Annotated in this window: 17 protein-coding genes; 3 read left to right on the top strand and 14 right to left on the bottom strand. The window is 58.0% G+C overall.

The annotated features are described in order from the left end of the window. Window positions 1–56: 56 nt before the first annotated feature. From astE to BK658_RS29605, 7 genes are all read right to left on the bottom strand, one after another. Window positions 57–1,067, bottom strand: coding sequence for a succinylglutamate desuccinylase (gene astE / locus BK658_RS29635; protein WP_123585401.1), 1,011 nt, complete (start codon window positions 1,065–1,067; stop codon window positions 57–59). A 12-nt stretch (window positions 1,068–1,079) separates the two neighbouring features. Next, window positions 1,080–1,367, bottom strand: coding sequence for a topoisomerase II (locus BK658_RS29630; protein ID WP_123426782.1), 288 nt, complete (start codon window positions 1,365–1,367; stop codon window positions 1,080–1,082). A 63-nt stretch (window positions 1,368–1,430) separates the two neighbouring features. Continuing rightward, window positions 1,431–2,777: an N-succinylarginine dihydrolase gene (gene astB / locus BK658_RS29625; RefSeq protein WP_123585400.1), complete on the bottom strand. Its 1,347-nt coding sequence runs from the start codon at window positions 2,775–2,777 to the stop codon at window positions 1,431–1,433. A 138-nt stretch (window positions 2,778–2,915) separates the two neighbouring features. Next, window positions 2,916–4,385 carry a succinylglutamate-semialdehyde dehydrogenase gene (gene astD / locus BK658_RS29620; RefSeq protein WP_185019928.1) on the bottom strand — a complete coding sequence of 490 codons (1,470 nt, stop codon included), beginning with the start codon at window positions 4,383–4,385 and terminating at the stop codon, window positions 2,916–2,918. Next, window positions 4,382–5,407 carry an arginine N-succinyltransferase gene (gene astA / locus BK658_RS29615; RefSeq protein WP_054593619.1) on the bottom strand — a complete coding sequence of 342 codons (1,026 nt, stop codon included), beginning with the start codon at window positions 5,405–5,407 and terminating at the stop codon, window positions 4,382–4,384. Before astA ends, astD begins: the two co-directional genes overlap by 4 nt. Before the next feature lie 68 nt (window positions 5,408–5,475). After that, the gene (gene aruF / locus BK658_RS29610; RefSeq protein WP_019693162.1) at window positions 5,476–6,495 is read right to left on the bottom strand and encodes an arginine/ornithine succinyltransferase subunit alpha; all 1,020 of its coding nucleotides are present in this window, start codon (window positions 6,493–6,495) and stop codon (window positions 5,476–5,478) included. Between the two features lie 227 nt (window positions 6,496–6,722). Then, on the bottom strand, window positions 6,723–7,943 hold the full coding sequence (locus tag BK658_RS29605) for an aspartate aminotransferase family protein (RefSeq protein WP_123585398.1): 1,221 nt from the start codon (window positions 7,941–7,943) through the stop codon (window positions 6,723–6,725). Between the two features lie 286 nt (window positions 7,944–8,229). Here BK658_RS29605 and BK658_RS29600 point away from each other — a divergent pair, with 286 nt between their 5' ends. Next, window positions 8,230–12,945, top strand: a complete 4,716-nt coding sequence (locus tag BK658_RS29600) for a dermonecrotic toxin domain-containing protein (RefSeq protein ID WP_123585397.1) — start codon at window positions 8,230–8,232, stop codon at window positions 12,943–12,945. Between the two features lie 33 nt (window positions 12,946–12,978). Here BK658_RS29600 and argR read toward each other — a convergent pair whose 3' ends face one another. The 6 genes from argR to acs all read right to left on the bottom strand — a co-directional run bounded on the left by argR (window position 12,979) and on the right by acs (window position 19,772). Then, complete coding sequence (gene argR / locus BK658_RS29595) at window positions 12,979–13,959, bottom strand: transcriptional regulator ArgR (protein ID WP_123585396.1); 981 nt, start codon at window positions 13,957–13,959, stop codon at window positions 12,979–12,981. A 112-nt stretch (window positions 13,960–14,071) separates the two neighbouring features. Beyond that, window positions 14,072–14,836 (bottom strand): ABC transporter ATP-binding protein, encoded by a 765-nt coding sequence (locus BK658_RS29590; RefSeq protein ID WP_123585395.1) that lies wholly within the window; start codon window positions 14,834–14,836, stop codon window positions 14,072–14,074. Window positions 14,837–14,872: 36 nt separating this feature from the next. Then, the gene (locus BK658_RS29585; RefSeq protein ID WP_123585394.1) at window positions 14,873–15,571 is read right to left on the bottom strand and encodes an ABC transporter permease; all 699 of its coding nucleotides are present in this window, start codon (window positions 15,569–15,571) and stop codon (window positions 14,873–14,875) included. Next, complete coding sequence (locus BK658_RS29580; RefSeq protein WP_019693168.1) at window positions 15,568–16,257, bottom strand: ABC transporter permease; 690 nt, start codon at window positions 16,255–16,257, stop codon at window positions 15,568–15,570. The genes BK658_RS29585 and BK658_RS29580 overlap by 4 nt, the downstream gene beginning before the upstream one ends. 91 nt (window positions 16,258–16,348) lie before the next feature. Then, complete coding sequence (locus tag BK658_RS29575) at window positions 16,349–17,125, bottom strand: ABC transporter substrate-binding protein (protein ID WP_054593623.1); 777 nt, start codon at window positions 17,123–17,125, stop codon at window positions 16,349–16,351. Between the two features lie 691 nt (window positions 17,126–17,816). Then, entirely contained in the window at window positions 17,817–19,772 is a 1,956-nt protein-coding gene (acs, locus tag BK658_RS29570; protein WP_123585393.1) for an acetate--CoA ligase, read from the bottom strand. A gap of 416 nt (window positions 19,773–20,188) precedes the next feature. Here acs and BK658_RS29565 point away from each other — a divergent pair, with 416 nt between their 5' ends. Both BK658_RS29565 and BK658_RS29560 read left to right on the top strand, forming a co-directional pair. Next, window positions 20,189–20,452, top strand: a complete 264-nt coding sequence (locus BK658_RS29565) for a DUF2790 domain-containing protein (RefSeq protein WP_123585392.1) — start codon at window positions 20,189–20,191, stop codon at window positions 20,450–20,452. 664 nt (window positions 20,453–21,116) lie between these two features. Next, on the top strand, window positions 21,117–22,364 hold the full coding sequence (locus tag BK658_RS29560; protein WP_123585391.1) for a ribonucleotide-diphosphate reductase subunit beta: 1,248 nt from the start codon (window positions 21,117–21,119) through the stop codon (window positions 22,362–22,364). A gap of 388 nt (window positions 22,365–22,752) precedes the next feature. Here BK658_RS29560 and BK658_RS29555 read toward each other — a convergent pair whose 3' ends face one another. Beyond that, a complete protein-coding gene (locus BK658_RS29555) occupies window positions 22,753–23,850 on the bottom strand; it encodes a DNA cytosine methyltransferase (protein WP_221178630.1) in 1,098 nt (365 codons plus the stop codon). Window positions 23,851–24,466: the final 616 nt, after the last annotated feature.

The following is a 24,466-nucleotide window of genomic DNA, read 5'->3' as shown; positions in this document are numbered from 1 at the left end:
CAGCTATGAGAGAGTTTTACCGGACACTAGTGACGCAGAGCGTGGGAACGATCGACTCAGGCCAGATCGTCGCCGGTGGTCGGCACAATCAGAATGCCGGCGCGCAAGCCGTTTTTGACCTTCGGGTTCGGGAAGATAATTCGCGCCCCCTCCTCCTCGACGATCCAGCGGGTCTGGGCGATGTCTTCGGCCAGCAGATAACCCTTTTTCAGCTCAGAGAAGTTCTCGATGTCCGCCGGCAGGTTCAAGTGGAAGCTGTCGCTGTGCTTGATGATTTCCCGCGCCACGCTGAACAGTTGCAAACCATCCAGGCTCTGTTCTGCGAAATCCGGCTCGGTGCCTTCGATGATCTGCTTCAAAAGGGTTTCAAGGCGCGAGACGTTGACCCCGTCGTTCTGCCCGAACGGCCGGGCCTTGCCCAGCTCAAGGGTGAAAGACTCGGCATCGAGCTTGTCGTAGGTATACGAACTGAAAACGATGGACGGCTTGTTCTGCAGCAGCACCGCCTCCATGCCGGCAGCGCGCAGGCGGGCCAGTTCATGACGGGAATGCTGGCGACCTTCTTTCCATGGATACAACGCGAACTGCTCGATCTTCGAGCCACGGATCGCAGTGTGCAGGTCGTAGTGCAAACGGGCACGGTCGGGCAGATTGAAGAAACTCGCTGCCAGACGCTCCAGCTCACAGGCTCGCAGCGCTTCAGAGCCACTGCTGAGTTCGTGACGGCCGTTGAACAGCCGATTGACGTCCTGCTCGATAAAACGCTCGCCGCGACGCATGGCGTCAGGGTTGCCGAACAGGAACAGAATACGTGCGCGCGGCTTCAACTCTCCGCGGGCGATGTCATGCAACAGGCGATCGAGTAACTCGATCGGCGCTGTTTCGTTACCGTGGATGCCGGCCGACAACAGCAAGTCCAGGCCATTGTCACGAGCCTCGGGTGGCCGGACTTCCAGCGCACCTTCACTCAGCCAGCGCATCCGCACGCCTTCGACAGTCAGTTGAGTCTTCTCCGCCGGTTCACGGCCGGCGAGGGTCAGTTCAAGCAGTTTGCCGAGGGCGAGCATAGAGCGAATTCCTTAGTGATCGTGTTTGCAATCCGGGCCGTGCACGTGGTCTTCGTCACCGATTTCAGCCGGTTCCATTTCCAGTTGCAGACTTACCAGATTAGTCGCCAATGGGCGCAGCAGCAGGTTGGCGTATTCAGCGTCACCTTCTTCGACGTCAACGCCGATCAGCAGCTGGCCACGGCCGTCTTGCTGAATCCACAACTCTTTGCCTTGCCACATGACCGCAACGCGGGTGCAAGAGGTTTCCAGCTGAGTGCCGTCGGTGTCTTCAAGAATCAGCTGCAGGGTATCGCTCATTATTACGTTCTCATTGGGAGATAAAGCAACGCGTCCGGCTCTTCATGAACAGGACGCGGGCTTTCAATTGATCTGGAATGGATAAACCGCGCCCAGTTTAAGGATTTGCGTCAGTTCATCCAGTGCCGTCCGGCACTCAAGCAACAATTGTGGGTCCGCCAGATCACTTTCGGTCATGCGGTCACGGTAGTGCTTGTCGACCCATTGGGTCAGCGTGCCATACAACGGCGGGGTCATGATAACCCCTGGGTTGACCGCCGCCAGCTCGGTTTCATTCAGTGCGACACGTAACCGCAGGCAAGCCGGGCCACCGCCGTTCTGCATGCTTTGCTTGAGATCGAAGACTTTCACTTCGCGAATCAGGCCGCCGGAGCTGGTCAGCTCTTGCAGGTATTGCCAGACGCGCGAGTTGTTCTGGCACTCTTGCGGCACGATCAGCAGCATCGAACCGTCAGCGCGCGACAGCAACTGGCTGTTGAACAGGTAAGAACGCACGGCGTCTTCGACCGACACCTGGGAACGCGGAACGCAGATCGCCTTGAACTGACCGCCACGCTTGGCCAGCTTGGCCGACAACTCAGCCAGCATCTGTTCGGTGCCTTCGAACGCATCCTCGTGATAGAACAGCGCTTCGCCGTTACCGACCGCGATCACGTCGTTGTGGAACACGCCCTGGTCGATCACCGCAGGATTCTGCTGGGCGAACACCACACCGTCTTCGCTCAAGCCATGCAGACGGGCAACCGCTTGCGACGCTTCGAGGGTCTGACGCGCCGGGTACTTCTGCGGTGCCGGGTAGCGGGTATCGAACGCGCTGCGACCGAACACGAAGAACTCGACACCGGCTTCGCCGTATTCACGGCAGAACCGCGTGTGGTTGGCTGCGCCTTCGTCACCGAATTGCGCCACGGCAGGCAACGCTGCGTGGTGGGCGAAGTGTTTCTGGTCAGCGAACATCGCCCCCAGCACGCGGCTGGTAGTCGGGTGTTCGATGCTGCGGTGATATTTGCAGTTGAGGTTGGCGGCGGTGAAATGCACGCGACCGTCGGCGGTATCAGCGCTCGGGCTGACGGTGGCGGCGTTGGCCACCCACATGCTCGACGCCGAGCAGCTGGCAACCAGCAGAGGCATCGCCTGTTTGGCGGCCTGCTCGATCACTTGAGCGTCGGTGCCGCTGAAACCCAGGCTGCGCAACGCGCCGACATCCGGACGCTCTTGCGGCGCGAGAACGCCTTGCTGAAAGCCCATTTCCATCAGCGCTTTCATTTTCGCCAGGCCTTGCAGCGCTGCTTCCTTCGGATTGGAAGACTGCTGGCTGTTGCTCTGGGACGCGACGTTGCCGTAGGACAGACCGCCGTAGTTATGGGTCGGCCCCACTAGACCGTCAAAATTGACTTCATAGGATTTCATCAGCGAGGCTCCACAAGAATCTGTTGTTATAGGCTTCAGTAACTGTTCTTCAAGACCGAGGCGCGGCCATCGCGAGCAAGCTCGCTCCCACATTGGATTGTGCAAACCTGTGGGAGCGAGCTTGCTCGCGATTGGGTATCACGCCATTTTTACGCCTGGGGTCAGGGCGGTCGGCAAGGTCAGGCTTGGGGTTTCCAGCGAGGCCACCGGGTACGCGCAATAATCCGCGGCGTAATAGGCGCTGGCGCGATGGTTGCCCGAGGCGCCTACACCGCCGAACGGCGCGCTGCTCGCGGCGCCGGTCAGCTGTTTGTTCCAGTTGACGATACCGGCGCGGCTTTCCAGCCAGAACTGTTGATAACGCGCTTCGGAATCCGACAGCAAACCTGCGGCCAAGCCGTATTGGGTGTCGTTGGCTTCAGCGATCGCCGCCTCGAAATCAGCGTAGCGGATCACTTGCAGCAACGGGCCGAACAGCTCTTCGTCAGGACGATCGGCAACTGCGCTGACATCAAGAATGCCCGGGGTCAGCAACGCGGCGTTAGCCTGAAGCTGGGTCATTTCCAGCAGCGACACGGCGCCGTTGGCGAGCAAGTGTTCTTGCGCATCCATCAGTGCTTTGGCAGCGGCCAGAGAAACCACCGAGCCCATGAACGGTGCCGGTTGCTGATCAAATGCGCCGACGTCAATGGTCGCACTGACCGCCACCAGACGCGCCAGCAGCGTGTCGCCCCAGGCGCCTTGCGGTACCAGCAAGCGACGGGCGCAGGTGCAACGCTGACCGGCAGAAATGAACGCCGACTGAATAATGGTGTACACCGCAGCGTCGAGGTCTGCGACCTGATCGACCACCAGCGGGTTGTTGCCGCCCATCTCCAGCGCGAGGATCTTGTCCGGACGACCGGAGAACTGCGCATGCAGGTGGTTGCCGGTACGGCTGGAACCGGTGAAGAACAGACCGTCGATACCCGGATTGGCCGCCAGGGCGATCCCGGTTTCACGCGCGCCTTGCAGCAGGTTCAGCACGCCAGCAGGCAGGCCGGCTTCGATCCAGCACTTGACCGTCAGCTCGGCAACTTTCGGGGTCAGCTCGCTTGGCTTGAACAGCACGCTGTTACCGGCCAGCAGCGCCGGAACGATGTGACCGTTCGGCAAATGCCCAGGGAAGTTGTAAGGACCAAACACCGCCACCACGCCGTGAGGCTTGTGGCGCAGCACGGCAGTGGCGTCGCCCAGCGGGCCGCTCTTCTCGCCGGTACGCTCGCGGTAGCTCTGCACCGAAATGGCGATCTTGTTGACCATGCTGGTCACTTCAGTCGCGGCTTCCCACAGTGGTTTACCGGTTTCTTCACCGATGCAGTGAGCCAGTTCGTCAGCGTGTTTTTTCAGGCTGGCGGCAAAGGCTTCCAGCACGCCGATGCGCTCTTCCAGGGAACGTTTGGCCCAGGCCGGGAAGGCCTGACGTGCGGCTTGCACGGCGCTCTCAACCTGAGCGGCGCTGGCGCCCTGCCCCGACCACAGCACTTGCTGGGTGACCGGGTTCAGCGATTCGAAGGTGTCACCCTGGCCAGCCAGCCATTCACCGGCGATATAAAGCGAATTCATTATTTCGACTCCCGAGCAGCAGACAACGGCACGGCACGTACTTGATCGCCGGCATTGAGTTGAAGACGTTTGGCGGTCAACGGATCGACCACCAGGGTACCGGCGGCAAAGCGTGCTGGAGCGGCAGTGATCCGGCAGTCTTCGCGTTTGCGGTTGTGAATCAAAAATGGCGTGGCGTCGTCACCCGGGGTGCCGATGGCCAGTACCAGCGCCTGGCTGTCGCGGACCGCACGGATCTTGCCGGTTTCGCATTCCACGGCCGGGCCGGCGTCGAAGATGTCGACGTAACCCTGGTAGCTGAAGCCTTCGCTCTTGAGCATCGCCAGTGCCGGCTCGGTGTCAGGGTGAACCTTACCAATCACATTGCGCGCGTCTTCAGAGAGGAAGCAGGTGTACAGCGGGAACTTCGGCATCAGCTCGGCGATGAACGCCTTGTTGCCCACGCCCGTCAGGTAATCAGCCTGGCTGAATTCCATTTTGAAGAAGTGCCGACCCAGGCTTTCCCAGAACGGCGAACGGCCGGCTTCATCGGACACACCGCGCATTTCGGCGATGATCTTGTTGCCAAACAGTTGCGGGAATTCGGCGATGAACAGCATCCGCGCCTTGGCCAACATGCGGCCATTGAGGCCGGAACGGTAATCGGCGTGCAGGAACAACGAGCACAGCTCGGAATTACCGGTCAGGTCGTTGGCCAGGAACAGCGTCGGGATTTCGCGGTAGATGTTCAGCTCTTGCGAAGCGCTGACGGTCAGGCCGACCCGGAAGTTGTACCAAGGCTCACGCAGGCCCACGGCGCCGGCGATGGCGGAAATACCGACCACGCGACCGTTATCGTCTTCGAGCACGAAAAGGTAGTCCGCGTCGCCGCGCCCCGCTTCGCCGCGAAAGGTCTTTTCAGCCCAGCCAACCCGATGAGCCAGACGCTCTTCGTTGGCCGGCAAGGTGGTCAGGCCGGTGCCGGTGCTGCGGGCCAGGTCGATCAGCGCGGGTAAATCGCTGCTGCGTACGGGACGAACGATCATGCTATCTCCTCAAACGGGTCGCTCAGGCCACCCGTAAAACTCTCTGCTCTTAAGCCTGAAATCGGGCCTTAAACTGCCACCAGGCGCACGCTGGCACCTTCACCGACACCCAGGGCCTCGGCGGCTTCAAGATCCAGGGTTACCGGTTTGCCCGGCGCATAATCCAACTCGAGCAATACCGCGCGGTAATCCTGCAACTGGGCATTGGCCACCAGGTACTGACGACCGGCACCTTTGACCGGCTCACCGATTTTCACCGGCACCACACGGCTCTGGGCGATCGAACGGATGCCCGATACACGTGCGTGCAAGGTCGGGCCACCGTCGAAAATGTCGATGTAGTGATCAGTCTCGAAGCCTTCGCGCATCAGGATGTCGAAGGTGATCTGCGCCCGTGGGTGCACCTGGCCCATCGCCTCTTGGGCGGCGTCCGGCAGCAGCGGCACGTAGATCGGGTAATGCGGCATCAGTTCGGCGAGAAAGGTCCGGCTCTTGAGCCCGCACAGACGCTCGGCTTCGGCGTAGTTGAGGTCGAAGAAGTTGCGACCGATGGCATCCCAGAACGGCGAGTCGCCATTTTCGTCGCTATAACCGACGATTTCAGTGACCACCGAATCAGCGAAACGCTCTGGATGGCTGGCGACGAACAGCAGGCGACCGCGAGAGTTGAGTTCCGACCAAGGCGAACCCACCAGCTCCGGCAGCACGTAGAAACTGGTCAACAGACTGTTGCCGGTCAGGTCGTGGCACTGGGAGAGCACATGAATCTTGTTATGAATCTTCAGCTCGCGGGAGGCGTGCACGAAGGTTTCATTACGGAAGCTGTAGAACGGCTCCGAATAACCGGCCGACGCGACGATGGCCGAGCAGCCCACCAGTTTGCCGGTGGCGGTGTCTTCGAGGACGAAGAAATAGCTTTCTTCACCGTTGAAGCTGACTTCGGCAGCGAACGACGCTTCGCTTGCCGCGATCTTGTCGCTCAAGCGTTCGACATCATCCGGCAAGGAGGTGACACCAATCGGGCTGTCCGCAGCCAGACGCTGTACCTCGCCCAGATCAGCCATTTGCGCGGGGCGCATCACCAGCATGGTGTCACTCCTTTCTCGAAAAACACACAGAGGAAAAAAATAGCCGGGCCGGCCTCGAGTCACTCCGACTCAAGTGTGGGAGCGAGCCTGCTCGCGATAGCATCAGATCAGCCAACAGAGATGTTGAATGTGAAACCGCCATCGCGAGCAGGCTCGCTCCCACATAAGAACCGGCCCGGCATAAGAATTTGGTTCGACGCCTGAATGATCAGGCGTCGAAGGGACTATCAAGCTTGAGTCAGTTTGGCCACGGCGCGTTCGAAGCGCTCCAGGCCCTCTTCGATGTCCGCGTCTTCAACCACCAGGCTTGGCGCGAAGCGAATCACGTCCGGGCCGGCTTGCAGAATCATCAAGCCTTCTTTTTCGGCGGCGTTGAAGATGTCCTTGGCCTTGCCTTTCCAGGCCTCGCTCAAGACGCAACCGAGCAACAGGCCCAGGCCACGCACTTGAGTGAACAGGCCGTACTTGGCGCCGATCTGCTCCAGGCGAGTCTTGAACAGGTTGTGCTTGGCTTTAACGCCATTGAGCACTTGCGGCGTGTTGACCACGTCGATCACCGCTTCAGCGACGGCGCACGCCAGCGGGTTGCCGCCGTAAGTGGTGCCGTGAGTGCCGACGACCAGGTGTTTGGCCAGGTCTTCGGTGGTCAGCATCGCCGCGATCGGGAAACCGCCGCCCAGGCTCTTGGCGCTGGTCAGGATGTCCGGCGTCACGCCGTAATGCTGGTAGGCGAACAGCTCGCCGCTGCGGCCCATACCGGTTTGTACTTCGTCGAAAATCAGCAGTGCGTTGTGTTGGGTGCACAGCTCACGGGCGCCTTGCAGGTACGCAAGATCAGCCGGCAATACCCCGCCTTCGCCCTGGATCGGCTCCAGCACTACCGCGCAGGTCTTGTCGGAAATGGCCGCTTTGAGCGCGTCCAGATCGTTGAACTTGACGTGAGTGATGCCGGTGATTTTCGGACCGAAACCGTCGGAGTACTTCGACTGGCCACCGACGTTCACGGTGAACAGGGTACGGCCGTGGAAGCTGTTGAGCGCGGCGATGATTTCGTATTTCTCGGAACCGAAACGATCGTGGGCAACACGACGGGCCAGCTTGAAGGCGGCCTCGTTGGCTTCGGCGCCAGAGTTGCAGAAGAACACGCGCTCGGCGAAGGTCGCGTCGATCAGCTTATGGGCCAGGCGCAGGGCCGGCTCATTGGTGAACACGTTGGACACGTGCCACAGCTTGTTCGCTTGCTCGGTCAAGGCACCGACCAGTGCCGGGTGGGCGTGGCCCAATACGTTAACCGCAATCCCGCCGGCGAAGTCGATCAGCTCGCGGCCAGACTGGTCCCAAACGCGGGAACCGGCGCCACGTACCGGAATGAAAGCGGCAGGCGCGTAGTTGGGAACCATTACCTGGTCAAAATCGGCGCGTTGTACCGCAGCGTGCTCAACGGACATCGGAGTCTCCTGATGAGAAACACCCGCCTGAAACTGGCGAGCGATGGGGGGATTGTAAGGACAGTTTTCAGCCCGGCCTTGCCGCCAAGCGACAACTTCTTATAGCGCAAACACAGGTTTGAGCCGGGTTTACGGCAATGCGACAAATAGCGTCGCAAAGGCGCAGTTTAAACTGCCGGAGTACGTTATAGGCAGGCTTGTCCAGCCGGACGGTAATTATGTACTGCACGGAGCACATCACCGTTTGTTTTCCTTGCGTCTACTCCAAACGCCAAGGGACATGCACATGAATCAACACGACGACGAGCTTGCCGCTCACCCGGACAGCCACTACCAACACCTTTCCACACTCCTCCCGACCTGGGTCTTACAAGCGTCGACCGAGACGCGCAACGCACTGAAAAACGCCAGGCTCGAAACGCCTCACCGGTATCGCAACGCGACCCGCCTGCAACTGCAGACACTGAACGCACTCAACACCGAACACTGGTCCCATCGAAACCAGCTGGAGCAGATGCTGAGTAAACTGCAAAACGCCCGCGCCTTCGCCGAACCGCTGCTGAGCGAAGCGTTGAAAACCCGTTTCGGCCTGGAGCTGGACGTCAAGAGCACCTTCCTGCGCCTGTACATCCCCCAGACCATCCCCTGGTTCCCGGTCAAATCCGGTGCCGCGCGCACCTGGACAGTGTCATTGCTCGACGCTGCCCTGCACAATTTCCAGGCATCGGAGACTGAGGTGGACGCCTATGAGCCGGCCTCGGCCTTCATCACCGAACCCTCCGCCACGGGACAGTTCGACACGCTGCCAACGATCAAGCAGCACATCAGCATCGCCGGGTTTACCCGGCTGTGCCGAGAACTGGATATCGGCGGCCAGTACAGCGCCTACCTCAACGACAACCTGGGGGTGACCAATCCGCTGGTCGACGCCGTTTTAAAGCCAAGCGTCAGGTACGCGCAGCAAGCCGCACTCAAGTCGGCACTGCACCAGGGACTGCTTCGACAGGATATTGAAAACGCTACCTGCGAGGCGATTCTCGGCTTCCTGGAAGGACGCCCGGGCATGAAGCTGGACGGCGAGCCGTTGCACTGCCATGACCTGACGATGATGTCTTCGGCGTTGACCGGCATTGTCATTTTCGCCCCCAACCTTGAGCGCTCGCGCCAGGCAACGCGGATCGTGGTCTATCTCCCGGAAGATCCCGAACATCCCGTCAAGCAGTATCCCGACACGCTGGCGTTCATGACGGAACTGACCCGCAAGTTACGCTCACCCGCCTACCAGCGCTTTTTCAGCCAGTTCGTCGACCATCAGGAGAGGGGACATTTTTTCGCCAACCTCAACCGCCGCCTTAGCGCCGTGACCTGGCACCAGCATCAGCACGGCGACCCGCTGCCCAGCTGGCGAGAGACGCCCATCGACAAACCCGATTTGCGATTCTCACTGAGCACGATCAGAACCGACCTGTGGTCCCACCTCTATCAACGACAACTGAACAAGATCCTCAATGATGCGCAAACTATTGCCGTCTCCACCGCCAGCGCCGACCAAAACGCACGATGGGCGCTGTGGGACGCCTTCAGCAAAGTCGCCTCAACGATCCTTGAAGTGGCCGCGTTCGTCGCCCTGCCCTTTGTTCCGTTCCTCGGCGAACTGACACTGGCCTACATGGCCTACCAACTGCTCGACGAGGCTTTTGAAGGCATCGTCGACTGGGCCGAAGGCCTGCAAAAAGAGGCGTTCGGGCACTTGATGGGCGTCGTCGAATCGTTCGTTCAACTGGGGACATTCGCGGTGGGTGGCGTCATTGCCGTTGGGGAGATCAAACCCCTGCTGCCCCGCGACACACTGGCGCTGTTCGACCGGCTCATCCCCGCCAAGGCTGCCGACGGCAAAACACGCTACTGGAAGCCGGACCTGACACCTTACGAGCACTCCGCAAACTTGCCGACCGAGGCCAAACCCGATCACCTCGGCCTGTATCAACACCAGGGCCAAACCCTTCTGCCCCTTGAAGACAAGCTCTATGCCGTGCGCTTGAATAGCGAGACCGGCCAGTTTGCACTTCAGCATCCGAGTCGGACCAACGCTTATCAGCCACCCCTGCGGCATAACAACCACGGCGCCTGGCAGACCGGACTCGAACAACCGCTGAGCTGGGACCGGGAAACTGTCATGCGTCGCCTCGGCCATAGCGTCGAATCGTTCAGCAGCGTCGAGCGCGAACAGATCCTGCGGATCAGCGGGTTTCACGACAACGTATTGCGCGAAACGCACGTCGAAAATTATCGCCCGCCTTCGCTGCTGACCGACACGATCAAGCGCTTCAAGATCGATCGGGACATTCAGGCCTTGATTGAGCAGACCAGCAGCGACCAACCCGAGCGTTATCAGGCCCTGAACCAGCGCAAATCGCTGTTCGATTCTCGCTACCGTGAACTTGAAAAAACCGATGATCAGCACGTTCAGCTACTGCTCGGCGTAGCACAGAACTTACCGACTGACATCGCGCAAGAACTGGTGAGCAATGCAACAGGCACCGAGCTGATGAGCCTGCACAACGGTCGAGTGCCGCAACGACTCAAGGATGTGGCGCTAAAAGCCATGGAGGCCGTGCGTGTCGCCAGAGCCTATGAGGGGTTTTATCTCGAAGACATGGAGTCGGTAGATACGCACCGACTGGCTTTGCATAGCCTCGAATCATTGCCCGGCTGGCCCGACCGCCTGCGCATCGAGGTGAGGGATTATTCGCACGACGGTACCTTGCGCGACAGCATTGGCCAGGCCGACGCGCCGATCCTGAGAACGCTGGTGCGTGCTGATGACTTCACCTATCAGGTTCATGAGAACAAAAAACCACCCGGTGACTTTTATCAGGCCATCCTTCTGGCGTTGCCGGATGCAGATCGCACGGCATTGGGCTTCACCCTCGAAGACGGTGAGGCCCTCAAACAACGCATTGCCGAACACGCTGTGGAGCAACCGACGTTACGCACGCTGCTCGCAAAACACCCTCATCGAAAACCGTTCTACGACCCGACAACCATGCGCCTGCCGGGTGGCACACAGGGTTACAGTCGCAACAACCGCACGACGCCAACCCTCAACGACAGGGTTCGCGAGGTTTACCCAAGCCTTTCAGCGGAAGAACTCGAGCCCACGGTCCTGGCACTACAGCGTCATCCCGACGGCGCTCGCGTAGAGCTCTCACGCCTGACCAACGAGCTCGAACAACTGCATCGGGACCTGGGAACCTGGGTAAACGATACGCCCACCGTCCACCCCGAAACCAGGGTTGCGCTAAGCGATCTGGAGCAACAGGTCGCACGACACAATCGCCGGTTACTGGCCCAGGAAATCCAGCGTAGCTGGCGCCGACAATCCGATCGGGACTTTGACGCCCCGGATGGCACCGGCCGGTATGTGCTCAGGCTCGCAGAACCATTACTCGGTGATCTGCCGACACTGACTGCCGATTTCAGCCATGTGTCACTGCTGTCTCTGGAAGGCAGTCGTGCGGCACATGGCGTCCATGGGTTTCTGCAGAACTTCAAAGGTCTGCACCGTCTCGATTTGCGCCGTTTCTCCCTGACCACCCTCCCCGACGCCATTACCCGAATGCCCGACCTCGACGCACTGGTGCTCAGTGATTGCGGCATCCAGCTCGACGCTGTCGCCTGGTCGAAACTGTCCTCATTGAACAAACTGGTCATGCTGGATCTGTTCAACAATCCGTTCAGTACGGCGCCCAGCGTCGAATCGATGCCCGAACTCGTTCACCTTGACCTGAGCCATACCGGCCTGACCGACATTCCTGCCAGCATCATGCACCACCCCAAGCTCGACACCGCCAGACTTTCCGGCAACAGGATCAGCGAACTGCCTCGCGAATTATTCGACAGTCCGGCGTACCAAAAACACAGCGTGTTTCTTACGCATAACCCACTCTCCGAGAATGCGCGACAACTGATCAAGCGCCACTACTACGACTCCCTCTTTGACATGGGGGTCTATGCCCCCGAAGCGGATATCGAACGAGTCAGGGCGCTGTACCCGAACCTGGAGGTCGAGCAGGCGAGCGACTTCGTGTACGAGTTGCCCGGCACACTGGAATACGGTCGACTTGAACTGGCACGCCTGGAAGCAGAGCTCAGCCGACTCGGTACCGACTTGTCTGCCTGGACGGCCGATCTACCGGCCCGACACCCGTTGACTGGTGAACCTTTCAACGCACAGCAACAGCTCATCGAGCACTTGAGTCGCGACGAGTTCAAGCAATTGCTGGAACAGTGCTGGCGACATGAAACCGATCTGGATGATTTTAATGAGACGCTTGAGCCCACGTTTGAACTCGTCATCCCCCTCCTCATCAATGGAGAGCTGCCGACCCTGAGCGCCGACTTCAGCCATGTGACGTCGCTGGAGATACTGAGCACCGATGGCATAACCCGCATCGGAGGTTTTCTGCAATCCTTCCCCAAGCTCAAAAGCCTCAGGCTTCGCGACTGCAACCTGGGCAACATTCCCGATGCCGTGTTCAAGATGGGGCAACTGCGCTCGTTGTCGCTCCCTGAATGCCGCATTAGTCTGACAGCGGAATCGGCAAGCGCGTTGGCGGAAATGGAACAGCTCGACTATCTCGATCTGGCCCGCAACCCTCTAGGGCGAACGCCTGACCTCAGCCAGATGACAGGGCTGGCGACCGTGCTGCTGAATGAAACCGGCATCACCGAAATTCCGCACGGCCTGCTGCAAATGACAGAGCTGGACTGGGCCGATCTCAGTGGCAACGCCATCACCGAGGTTCCGAGCGATGTGCTGGAACTGCCGGTGGAGCTCGCTGAAAACATCACGTTAAGAGGCAATCAATTTTCCGAGGAGAGCCTGTTACGGCTGATCGGTTTCTTCGAAAGGACGGGCACCGACTTCGGTGTGCAAGAGGTAATCGACCGAGGTGAAATGGAGGTTTCGTCCACTGACGGTACCGAGGTCGACGAGTAAAGCAGCCTTCAGCTCAGAGCGTGGCGTGCCTGATCACCCACGCTCCGACGGCACCGAAGACAATTCGAACGGGCTGCTGCTGCGCCGCTGGTTACGATCTTCCCGCGGCGTGGCGCCGAAGAAATTGCGGTAGGCGCTGGAGAAATGTGGCCCCGAAGAGAAGCCACACGACAGGCCGATCTGGATGATCGACTTGCTGGTTTGCATCAACATCTGCCGGGCCTTGTTCAGGCGCAGTTCCAGGTAGTACTGGCTCGGCACGCGGTTGAGGTACTGCTTGAAAATCCGCTCCAACTGCCGACGGGACACGCACACATGCTGGGCGATTTCGTCGGTGGTCAGCGGTTCTTCAATGTTGGCTTCCATCAGCAACACGGCTTGCGTGAGCTTCGGATGGCTGGAGCCAAGGCGATTCTGCAACGGAATGCGCTGACGCTCACCGCCTTCTCGAATGCGCTCGACCACCAGTTCTTCGGACACCGCACCGGCCAGTTCAGCGCCGTGATCACGGGCCAGCACCGCCAGCAACAAATCGAGCACCGACATCCCGCCGCACGCGGTCAGGCGATCGCGATCCCAGTCGAACAGATGACTGGTGGCGATGACCTTGGGGAAGCGCTCGGTGAAATCATCCTGCCAACGCCAATGCACCGCCGCGCGGTAGCCATCGAGCAAACCGAGCTGGGCCAGTGGATAGACACCTGCCGACAGACCGCCAATCACACAACCGGCACGCACCAATTGCTTGAGCGCGCTGCTGAGCGCTGGCGCCAACGTCGTCGGCGGCTCATCGGCCAGCAGAAACAGCTTCTGGAAGTTTTCCAGCTTGCCGGTCCACGCCTCACCCGGCAATTGCCAGGCCCCTTCGGCAGGCGTTTCAGCCTGCAGGAACGAGAGTTCGTAAACAACGTCCGGATGCACGCGCTGAGCAACACGCAAGGCCTCCTCGGCCAGCGCCAGCGTCAAGGCTTTAGTGCTGGGCCAAATCAGGAAACCAATTCGATGGGCAGTCATGGCGGGCAATCCGAAACGAAAACAGTGTTAAAGCCAAAGGCGGCTGCAACCAAATTAGACCATCTGGCGCGCGGTGCGCAGCATGACCTAATTTGGTGCGTAACGGGAGCGATTACTTCAGGCTGCCCGAGAGGAATTGTTGCAGACGTTCGGACTGTGGATTGACCAGCACTTCACGCGGGTTGCCGCTTTCTTCAACCACGCCTTTGTGCAGGAACACCAACTGGTTCGACACTTCACGGGCAAAGCCCATTTCGTGCGTTACCACGACCATGGTCCGACCTTCCTGGGCCAGCGCCTGCATGACTTTCAGCACGTCACCCACCAGCTCCGGGTCGAGTGCCGACGTCGGTTCGTCGAACAGCATCACCTCAGGTTCCATCGCCAACGCACGGGCAATCGCCACACGCTGTTGCTCACCGCCGGACATATGACCAGGGTAGGCATCTTTACGATGGGACACGCCGACCTTGGCCAGATACAGCTCGGCCTTTTCACGGGCTTCGGCCTTGGACATGCCGAGTACATGAACCGGCGCTTCCATGATGTTTTCCATCGCAGTCATGTGCGACCACAGATTGAAATGCTGGAACACCATCGACAGCCGCGAACGCATGCGTTGCAGTTGTTTCGGCTCGGCGGCTTTGAGCGCGCCGTCCTTGTTCGCCACCAGTTTCAGCTCTTCGTTATTGAGCAGAATCTTGCCAGCGTGCGGTTGCTCAAGCAGGTTGATGCAACGCAGGAAAGTACTTTTGCCGGAGCCACTGGAACCGATGATGCTGATCACATCGCCGGCTGCCGCTTTCAGGGACACGCCCTTGAGCACTTCGTGACTGCCATAGCGTTTATGCAGGTCTTGGACTTCAAGTTTGTACATGCTGTCGGTTCTCACAAAAACAGTCAGTCAGTGGTTTCAGTGCTTGCGCGGGGCGAGGTAGCCCAGCCAGCGGTGCTCGGCCATCTTGAACAGGCGCACCAGAATGAACGTCATGCACAGGTAGAACACGCCTGCGGTGATGTAGGCTTCGAACGGCAAGTAGTACTGAGCGTTCACGGTACGCGCGGCACCGGTGATGTCGATCAAGGTCACGATGGACGCCAGACTGGTGGTCTGCAGCATCATGATCACTTCGTTGCTGTACTGCGGCAGCGCCCGGCGCAGGGCCGACGGCAGCAGGATGCGCTTGTACATCTTGAAGCGAGACATGCCCATGGCCTTGGCCGCTTCGATCTCACCGTTCGGCGTAGCACGCAGGCTGCCGGCGATGATTTCAGCGGTGTAGGCGCTGGTGTTGATCGCGAAGGCCAGGCACGCACAGAACGTCGCGCTGGACAGCCACGGCCAAAGGAAGCTTTCACGTACCGCTTCGAATTGCGCCAGACCGTAGTAGATCAAGAACAGCTGCACCAGCATCGGCGTGCCGCGAATCACGTAGGTGTAGAGCCAGGCCGTCATGTTGACGATCGGCTGCTTGGAAACCCGCATCAAGCCCAGCGGCAAGGCAGCCAGCAAACCGAACAGCAGCGACAGCGCGAGCAATTTCAGGGTGGTGACCAGGCCGCCGAAGTACAGCGGTAAGGCCTCCCAAATGACGTTGTAGTCGAAGATCATAGATCAGCCGCCCTTACGCCTACCGAGTAGCGCTTCTCAAGGTGACGCAATGCCAGCAACGAGACACTGGTAATCACCAGGTACATCGCGGCTACTGCGAGGAAGAAGGTGAAAGGCTCGCGGGTGGCATCTGCCGCCTGCTTGGCCTTGAACATCATGTCTTGCAGACCGACCACCGAAATCAGCGCAGTCGCCTTGGTCAACACCAGCCAGTTATTGGTAAAGCCCGGAATCGCCAGGCGAATCATCTGCGGCACCAATACCCGGAAAAACACCTGAAAACTGCTCATGCCGTACGCCGCACCGGCTTCTGCCTGGCCTTTGGGGATCGCCATGAAGGCCCCACGGAAGGTTTCCGACAGATACGCACCGAAGATGAAACCCAGGGTGCCGATACCGGCGACCAACGGGTTCAGGTCGATGTAGTCGTCATAGCCGAGCAATGGCGCAACACGGTTGAGCAAGTCCTGACCACCGTAGAAAATCAGCAGGATCAGCACCAGATCGGGAATCCCGCGGATCACCGTGGAATACAGATCGCCCAGCCTGGCCAGCCAGCGTATCGGCGACAGGCGCAATGCGACCCCGATCAGACCCAGAACAATGGCCAAGGCCATGGACGACAAGGCGAGCTGAAGCGTCAGCCATGCGCCATCGAGGATGACAGCCCCGTAGCCTTTCAACATGATTCAGGTCCTCGAAAGTTGGGATGAAAAAATGGCGCAAACCTCAGAGATCCTGTTGCTTGCGCCATTTCGGACTGACAGCTGCGACTATTTACTTACCGTAAATATCGAAGTTGAAGTACTTGTCCTGGATTTGCTTGTACTTGCCATTTGCACGAATGGCGACGATGGCGGCGTTGATCTTGTCCAGCTCAGCCTTGTCGCCTTTACGCACCGCGATACCAATGCCGTCGCCGAAGTATTTCTCGTCGGTGAAGGCCGGGCCGACAAACGCGAAGCCCTTGCCCGAGTCGGTTTTCAGGAAACCGTCATCCAGCAGGGTAGCGTCGGCCACGGTGCCATCGAGGCGACCGGCAGCCACGTCCAGGTAGATTTCGTTCTGCGAGCCGTACGGCTTGATTTCAGCGCCCAGCGGCTTCAGGACTTCTTCGGCGAAACGGTTGTGGATCGAACCGCGTTGCACGCCGATTTTCTTGCCCTTGAGCTCGGCCAGGTTGTCGCTGACCTGCGTACCGGCCTTCATCACCAGACGTGCCGGGGTGTTGTAGTACTTGTTGGTGAAGTCCACGGACTTCTTGCGGTCGTCAGTGATCGACATGGACGACAGGATCGCGTCGATCTTGCGCACTTTGAGTGCCGGGATCAGACCGTCGAACTCTTGCTCGACCCAAACGCACTTGACCTTCATCTCTTCGCACAGGGCGTTGCCGATGTCGTAGTCGAAACCGACGATGCTGCCGTCCGGTGCTTTGGATGCGAACGGAGGGTAAGCCGCCTCGATACCAATTTTCAGAGGCTTTTCATCGGCGAACGTCGGCAGGGACAGCACGGACAGTGCCAGGGCGCCAAGAAGCACGAGTTTCTTCATCTTAGGACTCCATCGGTATAGGGCGAAAACGGCAGAGTGAGCGACAGCCCAATATGCGAATGGGTGGAAATTGAAAGCTGCGCTGCGTCGTGGGAAACCGGTGCTGAAATCAACACTGATTTCAACGCAGGCTACGGCGAGCGAGTGATCGGCATTCTAACGACAGGCCCGAAGCCGATATTTCTTCAATGCGACAACAAATTACAGAAGCACTGAGAAACCCGACCAAGCACATTGACAGCCCTGCAAATTCATGCAAGAGCAAAAGACAGTGAACCGATCTATGTTGCAAATTGCGGGCCTATTATTCGCAAACCCTTCTAATCCGGCAAGCGCAGCGTTGTGTCTTATTTTTTAGGTGGCCTGAGGAGGCCCTGGAACGGGGCTTTGCGTTTCCCAATGCCTCGAAAGCGGGCGAGCGGTTACACATTTAGTTACTTGAGGCGGGCCGGGTAACAGTGGGAATTAGCCGACAGACGAAGTCGATAATTATTGGCTCACCCTCTCCTCCCCCTGATCGTTCCCACGCTCCGCGTGGGAATGCATCCCGTGACGCTCTGCGTCACAGCGTCAACGGCGGACGCGGAGCGTCCATGGCGGCATTCCCACGCGGAGCGTGGGAACGAGCACAAACAAAAAGCCCCACCAGGCTCAACACCGGGTGGGGCTTTCGATGACTCAAGAACCGCTGTTACGCGGCGCTCATGGTCTTGTGCGTATCAATCAGATGCTGCACCACACCTGGGTCCGCCAGAGTGGAGATATCCCCCAACCCGTCGTATTCCGCCGTGGCGATCTTGCGCAGGATACGGCGCATGATTTTCCCCGAGCGGGTTTTCGGCAGGCCTGGTGCCCACTGGATGACATCCGGCGAGGCAATCGGACCGATCTCCTTGCGCACCCAGTTTTTCAGTTCCAGGCGCAGCGCCTCGCTCGGCTCTTCACCACCGTTGAGGGTGACGTAGACATAAATGCCCTGCCCTTTGATGTCGTGCGGCACACCGACCACCGCCGCTTCGGCGACTTTCGGGTGAGCGACCATCGCGCTTTCAATCTCGGCAGTACCCATGCGGTGGCCGGAGACGTTGAGCACGTCATCCACGCGCCCGGTGATCCACCAGTAGCCGTCCGCGTCGCGACGCGCACCGTCACCGGTGAAGTACATGCCACGGAACGTCTTGAAGTAGGTGTCGACGAAACGGTCGTGATCGCCATACAACGTACGCGCCTGACCTGGCCACGAATCGAGAATCACCAGGTTACCCTCGGCAACGCCCTCGATGATGTTGCCCAGGTTGTCGACCAACGCCGGCACCACACCAAAGAACGGCCGCGCCGCCGAGCCAGGCTTGAGCGCGTGAGCGCCCGGTAGCGGGCTCATCAGGGTCGCGCCGGTTTCGGTCTGCCACCAGGTATCGACGATCGGGCAACGGGATTGGCCGACGTTTTTGTAGTACCAGTCCCACGCTTCCGGGTTAATCGGCTCACCGACCGAACCCAGCAGACGCAAGCTGCTGCCATCGGCACCCTCAACGGCTGCGGTGCCCTGCGCCATCATGGCGCGGATTGCGGTTGGCGCGGTGTAGAGGATGTTGACCTTGTGCTTGTCGACGATCTTCGCCACCCGAGTGATGTCCGGGTAGTTCGGCACGCCTTCGAACAGCAAGGTGGTGGCGCCGTTGGCCAGCGGGCCATAGACAATATAGGTGTGGCCGGTGACCCAACCGACGTCGGCGGTGCACCAGTAGATTTCGCCCGGACGGTAGTCGAACACGCGCTCGTGGGTCAGCGCGGCGTACAACAGATAACCGCCAGTGGTGTGCTGCACGCCCTTCGGCTTGCCGGTGGAGCCCGAGGTATAAAGGATGAACAGCGCTTCTTCAGCGCCCATCTCTTTCGGCGCACACACGGTGCCCGCGACTTTCATCAGGTCTTCGTACCAGATGTCGCGGTGCTGGTTCCACTTGATGTTGCCACCGGTGCGCTTGCACACGATGACCTTCTGGATGCTGCTGGTTTCCGGGTTGGTCAACGCGTCATCGACGTTGGCCTTGAGCGAGATCTTTTTGCCAGCACGCAAGCCTTCGTCAGCAGTGATCACCACTTTCGATTTGCAGTCGATGATCCGACCGGCCAGGGCTTCCGGCGAGAAGCCACCGAACACCACCGAGTGAATCGCACCGATCCGGGTACAGGCCAACATGGCGACCACGGCTTCGGGAATCATCGGCATATAGATAGTCACCACATCGCCGCGGTGCACATCCTGGCCGCGCAAGGCGTTGGCAAACTTGCAGACTTGTTCGTGCAGCTCGCGGTAGGTGATGTTGCGGCTCTCGGCCGGGTCATCGCCCTCCCAGATGATCGCGATCTGATCGCCACGCTCGGCGAGATGGCGGTCCAGACAGTTGTAGGAAACGTTCAGGGTGCCATCGGCGAACCACTTGATATCGACATGGTGATCGTCGAAAGAGGTCTGCTTCACCGTGGTGAAAGGCTTGATCCAGTCGAGGCGCTTGGCTTGCTCGCGCCAGAAACCGTCCGGGTTGACGACCGACTGCTGGTACATGGCCTTGTAGGTCGCCTCGTCAGTCAGCGTATTGGCTGCAACCTCGGGACGAACGGGATACAGAGAAGCCGCACTCATCTTTCTTACCTCGGTGGAATAGTTGTTTTTGTATGGCCCCGTTGTAGCCCGAGGCGGGTCTATAGAACCATTCGACGATGGTAGTAACAAGCCCCTACAAAATGTCGTGACTACCGGGCAAACCGCTCAGACACCGCGGTTTCATTGGCTTTCAGGCGTTTAGAGAAAGCCGACCCTGAAGCATACGAGGTCGTTTTTAAGGGATTGTTACAGGATATGCCAAAAGTCTTTATCAAAAGCACACCTATATGCGTGCAACTCGGGCGCCTAAAATCAGCCTCGCCAACACGGCAAACGTGATTAACCCAGTTGCAGCCCCCACGAAGGCAGTTAATCCAACACTTAGTCATCAAGTTCCACACGCAACCCCAAAAAGGTTGCGTGACCCCACTCGACCTTAGAAAGGTAAAATTGAAATGAAAGCTTTATTGGTTCTGGCCCTCAGCAGTCTGTGCGCAACCGCCATGGCAGACGAGATCCCGACTGATGTTGCCAACAACACCGTACCGGTAGAGGAATACACTTACTCGACTCACCTGGACATCGCCAAAGTTATCTCCATGAGCGAAGTTCCAAGCGTCTGCGAAGTGGTACCAGCCCGCATGGAATATGAAGACTCGAAAGGTCAACGGCATATTCTGCGCTACAGCGTGATGGGTAACGGCTGCTCTAACGGCTGATCATCAACGCTGAGGTCTTGCTCATTGCCGGACCCGACATCACCGCCCGACCTTCGTCGGGCGTCGTTGTGTCTGGAGACACAGAAACCCGAACCAAAACACTACATGTAGTGTAAAAAGCCGTTTTCGGTTGTTTTTTGAACAGAAACCCCCACAAACAATTACCCCCTGAAACTGGACACAATCCAGCCCATCAAAACACCCCATCTCCCCTGTAAGTCCCATCCCATCGGGCTTGCACCGTTTTGACAGCAAACACCGACACCATCAGCGCTGCCAAGTCGCCAAAAACCAGTAAAAAAAATCTTCATCGGCCAAAGCCCTGTAAACCCTTGCTCCGCCTTGATTACGCGCCCTGCCGAGGGTTCTCTGAGCCACTTCGTCGCACCACAAGCGTGAAAAAACACCTATAATGCGCCCGTAAATCGGGCCTGCAACATCCCCTTACAGGAGGATGCAGGACGCTGAGGCCACCGCAGGAGCTGACGACGTTATCTCCGCCCTTAGCGACTTCAGGACACCCGTACACATTTCTGTTTTTTGCCTGCGTATTGCTGCAACAAACGATTCCTTTTAGAGACAACGCGGCCACCAGGCCGTGTGAAAAACCGACCATCAGTGTTTTCACACGGGCGACTGGCCCTCACGCAGGAGACGACACGTCATGCTGAGCTGGGACGAATTCGACAAAGAAGACGGCGAAGTTGTCGCCAAAGGCGCCAATGCTGGCCACGCTACTGAAGCCAACATGGACCGCCTCGACAGCGCCGGTGGTGCCGCAGCCCTTGAAGCTCGCGCCGTAACCGCCACCGACTCGGCTGCGATCATCCGCGCCAAGGCCGCCCTCGACAAACTCGACGTCGCCGAAGGCCTGGCCGAACTCGAAGGCGCTTCCGCCCGCGTTGCGGTCGACGAAAAGCGCATGATCAACTGCCGCGCCGACCTCAACCAACTCGTCCCGTTCAAATACGACTGGGCCTGGCAGAAGTACCTGGACGGCTGCGCAAACCACTGGATGCCGCAAGAAGTCAACATGACCGCCGACATCGCCCTCTGGAAAAACCCGGAAGGCCTGACCGACGACGAGCGCCGCATCGTGATGCGCAACCTCGGCTTCTTCTCCACCGCCGACTCCCTGGTTGCCAACAACCTGGTCCTGGCCGTGTACCGCCTGATCACCAACCCGGAATGCCGCCAGTACATCCTGCGCCAGGCGTTCGAAGAGGCGATCCACACCCACGCCTACCAGTACTGCATCGAATCGTTGGCCATGGATGAAGGCGAGATCTTCAACATGTACCACGAGATCCCATCGGTCGCGAAAAAAGCCACCTGGGGCCTGAAATACACCCGTTCGATCTCCGATCCGAAGTTCGAAACCGGCACCGTCGAAACCGACAAAGAACTGCTGCGCAACCTGATCGCCTACTACTGCGTTCTGGAAGGCATCTTCTTCTACTGCGGCTTCACCCAGATCCTCTCCATGGGCCGCCGCAACAAAATGACCGGCGTCGCCGAGCAGTTCCAGTACATCCTGCGCGACGAATCCATGCACCTGAACTTCGGCATCGACGTGATCAACCAGATCAAAATCGAAAACCCGCATTTGTGGGATGCTGAAATGAAGGAAGAGGCTTCGCAGATGATTCTGCAGGGCACTCAGCTGGAGATCGAATACGCTCGTGACACCATGCCTCGCGGGGTTTTGGGCATGAATGCGGCGATGATGGAGGATTATCTGAAGTTCATCGCTAACCGTCGTTTGTCGCAGATTGGTCTGAAGGAAGAGTATCCAGGGACGACTAACCCGTTCCCTTGGATGAGCGAGATTATGGACTTGAAGAAAGAGAAGAACTTCTTTGAGACTCGGGTTATTGAGTATCAGACTGGTGGGGCGTTGAGCTGGGATTGATTTCTGGTGCTAACCGCCGCCGGACGACAGGCGCGCTTACATAAACGATAAATAAGTTTATTTTAAACGACGCATGGAGTTATATTAAAATGCAATACAAATAAGGGCCAATTAACACTGGCCCTTATTTTCGAGCCCCATCACCAACGCCAGTCCCTCGCGCGGAGCCTAAGCGGGCCTCTAAGCCGATAAGCAAGCTGCTAAGTTGTAAGATCTTGATCAGCCATCGTCATAATACCGATACCGAGACAGCGAGTACTGCAGCACGACCTGAATCAGAAACACATTATATCGCCGAGTGGTGGCGACGGTTTACTGCTCACAAACAGCGCTCTGTGAACGTCAAGTAATAACTCCAACCTGAAAAAAGTGAAGAAGATTAGCCTTTCTACTTCATCTTTAAGCTTTTCTTGTTTTTTATGGATTTTTTTACGGCCGCGGCTATACTTTTCCCAAGTAGTGGTGGTACAGCATTAGATACCTGCTCGACTTGCTGGGATAAATTACCCTCTAGAACGAAGCTCGAAGGAAAACTTTGAAGTATCATTGCCTCGTAAATGCTGAGTCGCCTAGTTCCACTTGGATGAATATGTATCTCGCGATGACCAAATGCAATTGTCGGACTCGCATCGCCCCATGAAAGACGCTTAAAGCTGCGCCCTTTCGGATAGTCGCCATCGGGATCACTGAATCGTGGGGATTTGGGATTCATAGTCCAATGATTGGGATGCACAGGAATATCTTCCGCCCTCAACCTTCTATCAAAAAAAGTTGGCTCGGCGAGTGTACCTATTGCTTCCTTTACCGTTCTTAATCCAGTGTTCGCCTCTGGGCGTACTTCATCATAACCTTGACCTGCTCGCAGAGCCGACAACACGATTCTGCGTCGATTTTGAGGCACTCCAAAATCGAGGGCACATAGCTCCTTCTCCGTAATACAAAAGCCGAGGGATTCCAACCCCTTAATCAGCGCCTCGTAGGTTGGAGCGTGCTTTTTATCGCGAATCCCAAGAACATTTTCAAACACAACAAATTCAACGATATAGTCAGCCTGGAGCCTCTTAACGATATCTAGATATAGTTGCGGCAACTGATTTCTAGGATCGTCAACTTTCGAATTGGTGTTGGCACGTGAAAACCCTTGGCAGGGTGGTCCGCCGATCAAACCAATGCGGCTTTTCGACTTCACTCGACTCGTAACCAGTTGGAATACTCCTTCAGGTTGGAGCTTTATCAAATCGGCAGCAACGCTATGAGTTTTAGGGAAGTTTCTCTTATGAGTGCTGATGGCAGCCGCAGATATATCAATCGCGACTGGAATCTGAAACCCTTCCTGGTGAAAGCCCCAATCCAACCCGCCGGCCCCACAGAACAAACTGATGACTTTGGGAAGACCTGTAGGTCCGCGCACATTTTTTATGGACTGAGCAGATGCCTTGCCGGCTGTTTGGGCACTTGGATTTTTGACAGCCATATCTATGTACATCTTTGCCGCCTTTTGAGGGTGCGATCGCGCGTAAACCAAGAGGAAGCGCAGAATTCAGCTAATTTGCAGGGCTCGTCATGTGTATGGCTACCGCATCGCCTGGGAGTTTCTCCTCGCCGATGCGGGTGCTCGTTTAGCAGTCGGCGATTCTACCCGAATGGACGTCGTCTGGAGAGCTTTGAGAGAGGAGAAGTCTCAGGAGGTGAATCGCCCTTGATTTCCTGGGCACATTTGAATGGCTGCTTGTGGCTGATGCTGTTGGAAAAGTCGGCTTTCAACGTCGCGTTACCGATGTATTGAAAAACCGCCCTTCCAAAATCGCGTGTACGCAACGATCTCGCTTTGGGCAAGGGGTCGCGCGCCCTGAAAATGCCTAAAAACTACCGGAAGAGACTCTTTCAACAGAGTCAGCCGAAAGCAGCCAGTCGTAGGTGACCGATCTCGACCATTGTGGACATCGGCTAACGCTTGAAACAAAGTCGCAGCCTCAAGGAAGTCGAGCCGGTATCGAATTGTTGGGCCCTAACCATTCTTAATGCGGTACCGATATTGAGTAGCCTCGATGGACTTGCCCCTTCAAAACCGGACACCAACTCCCCGTTAAATTGATGCCACT

Source organism: Pseudomonas brassicacearum (genome assembly GCF_003732175.1).
GTDB classification, from domain to species: domain Bacteria; phylum Pseudomonadota; class Gammaproteobacteria; order Pseudomonadales; family Pseudomonadaceae; genus Aquipseudomonas; species Aquipseudomonas brassicacearum_G.
This window is presented reverse-complemented; position numbering and strand designations above follow the sequence as displayed.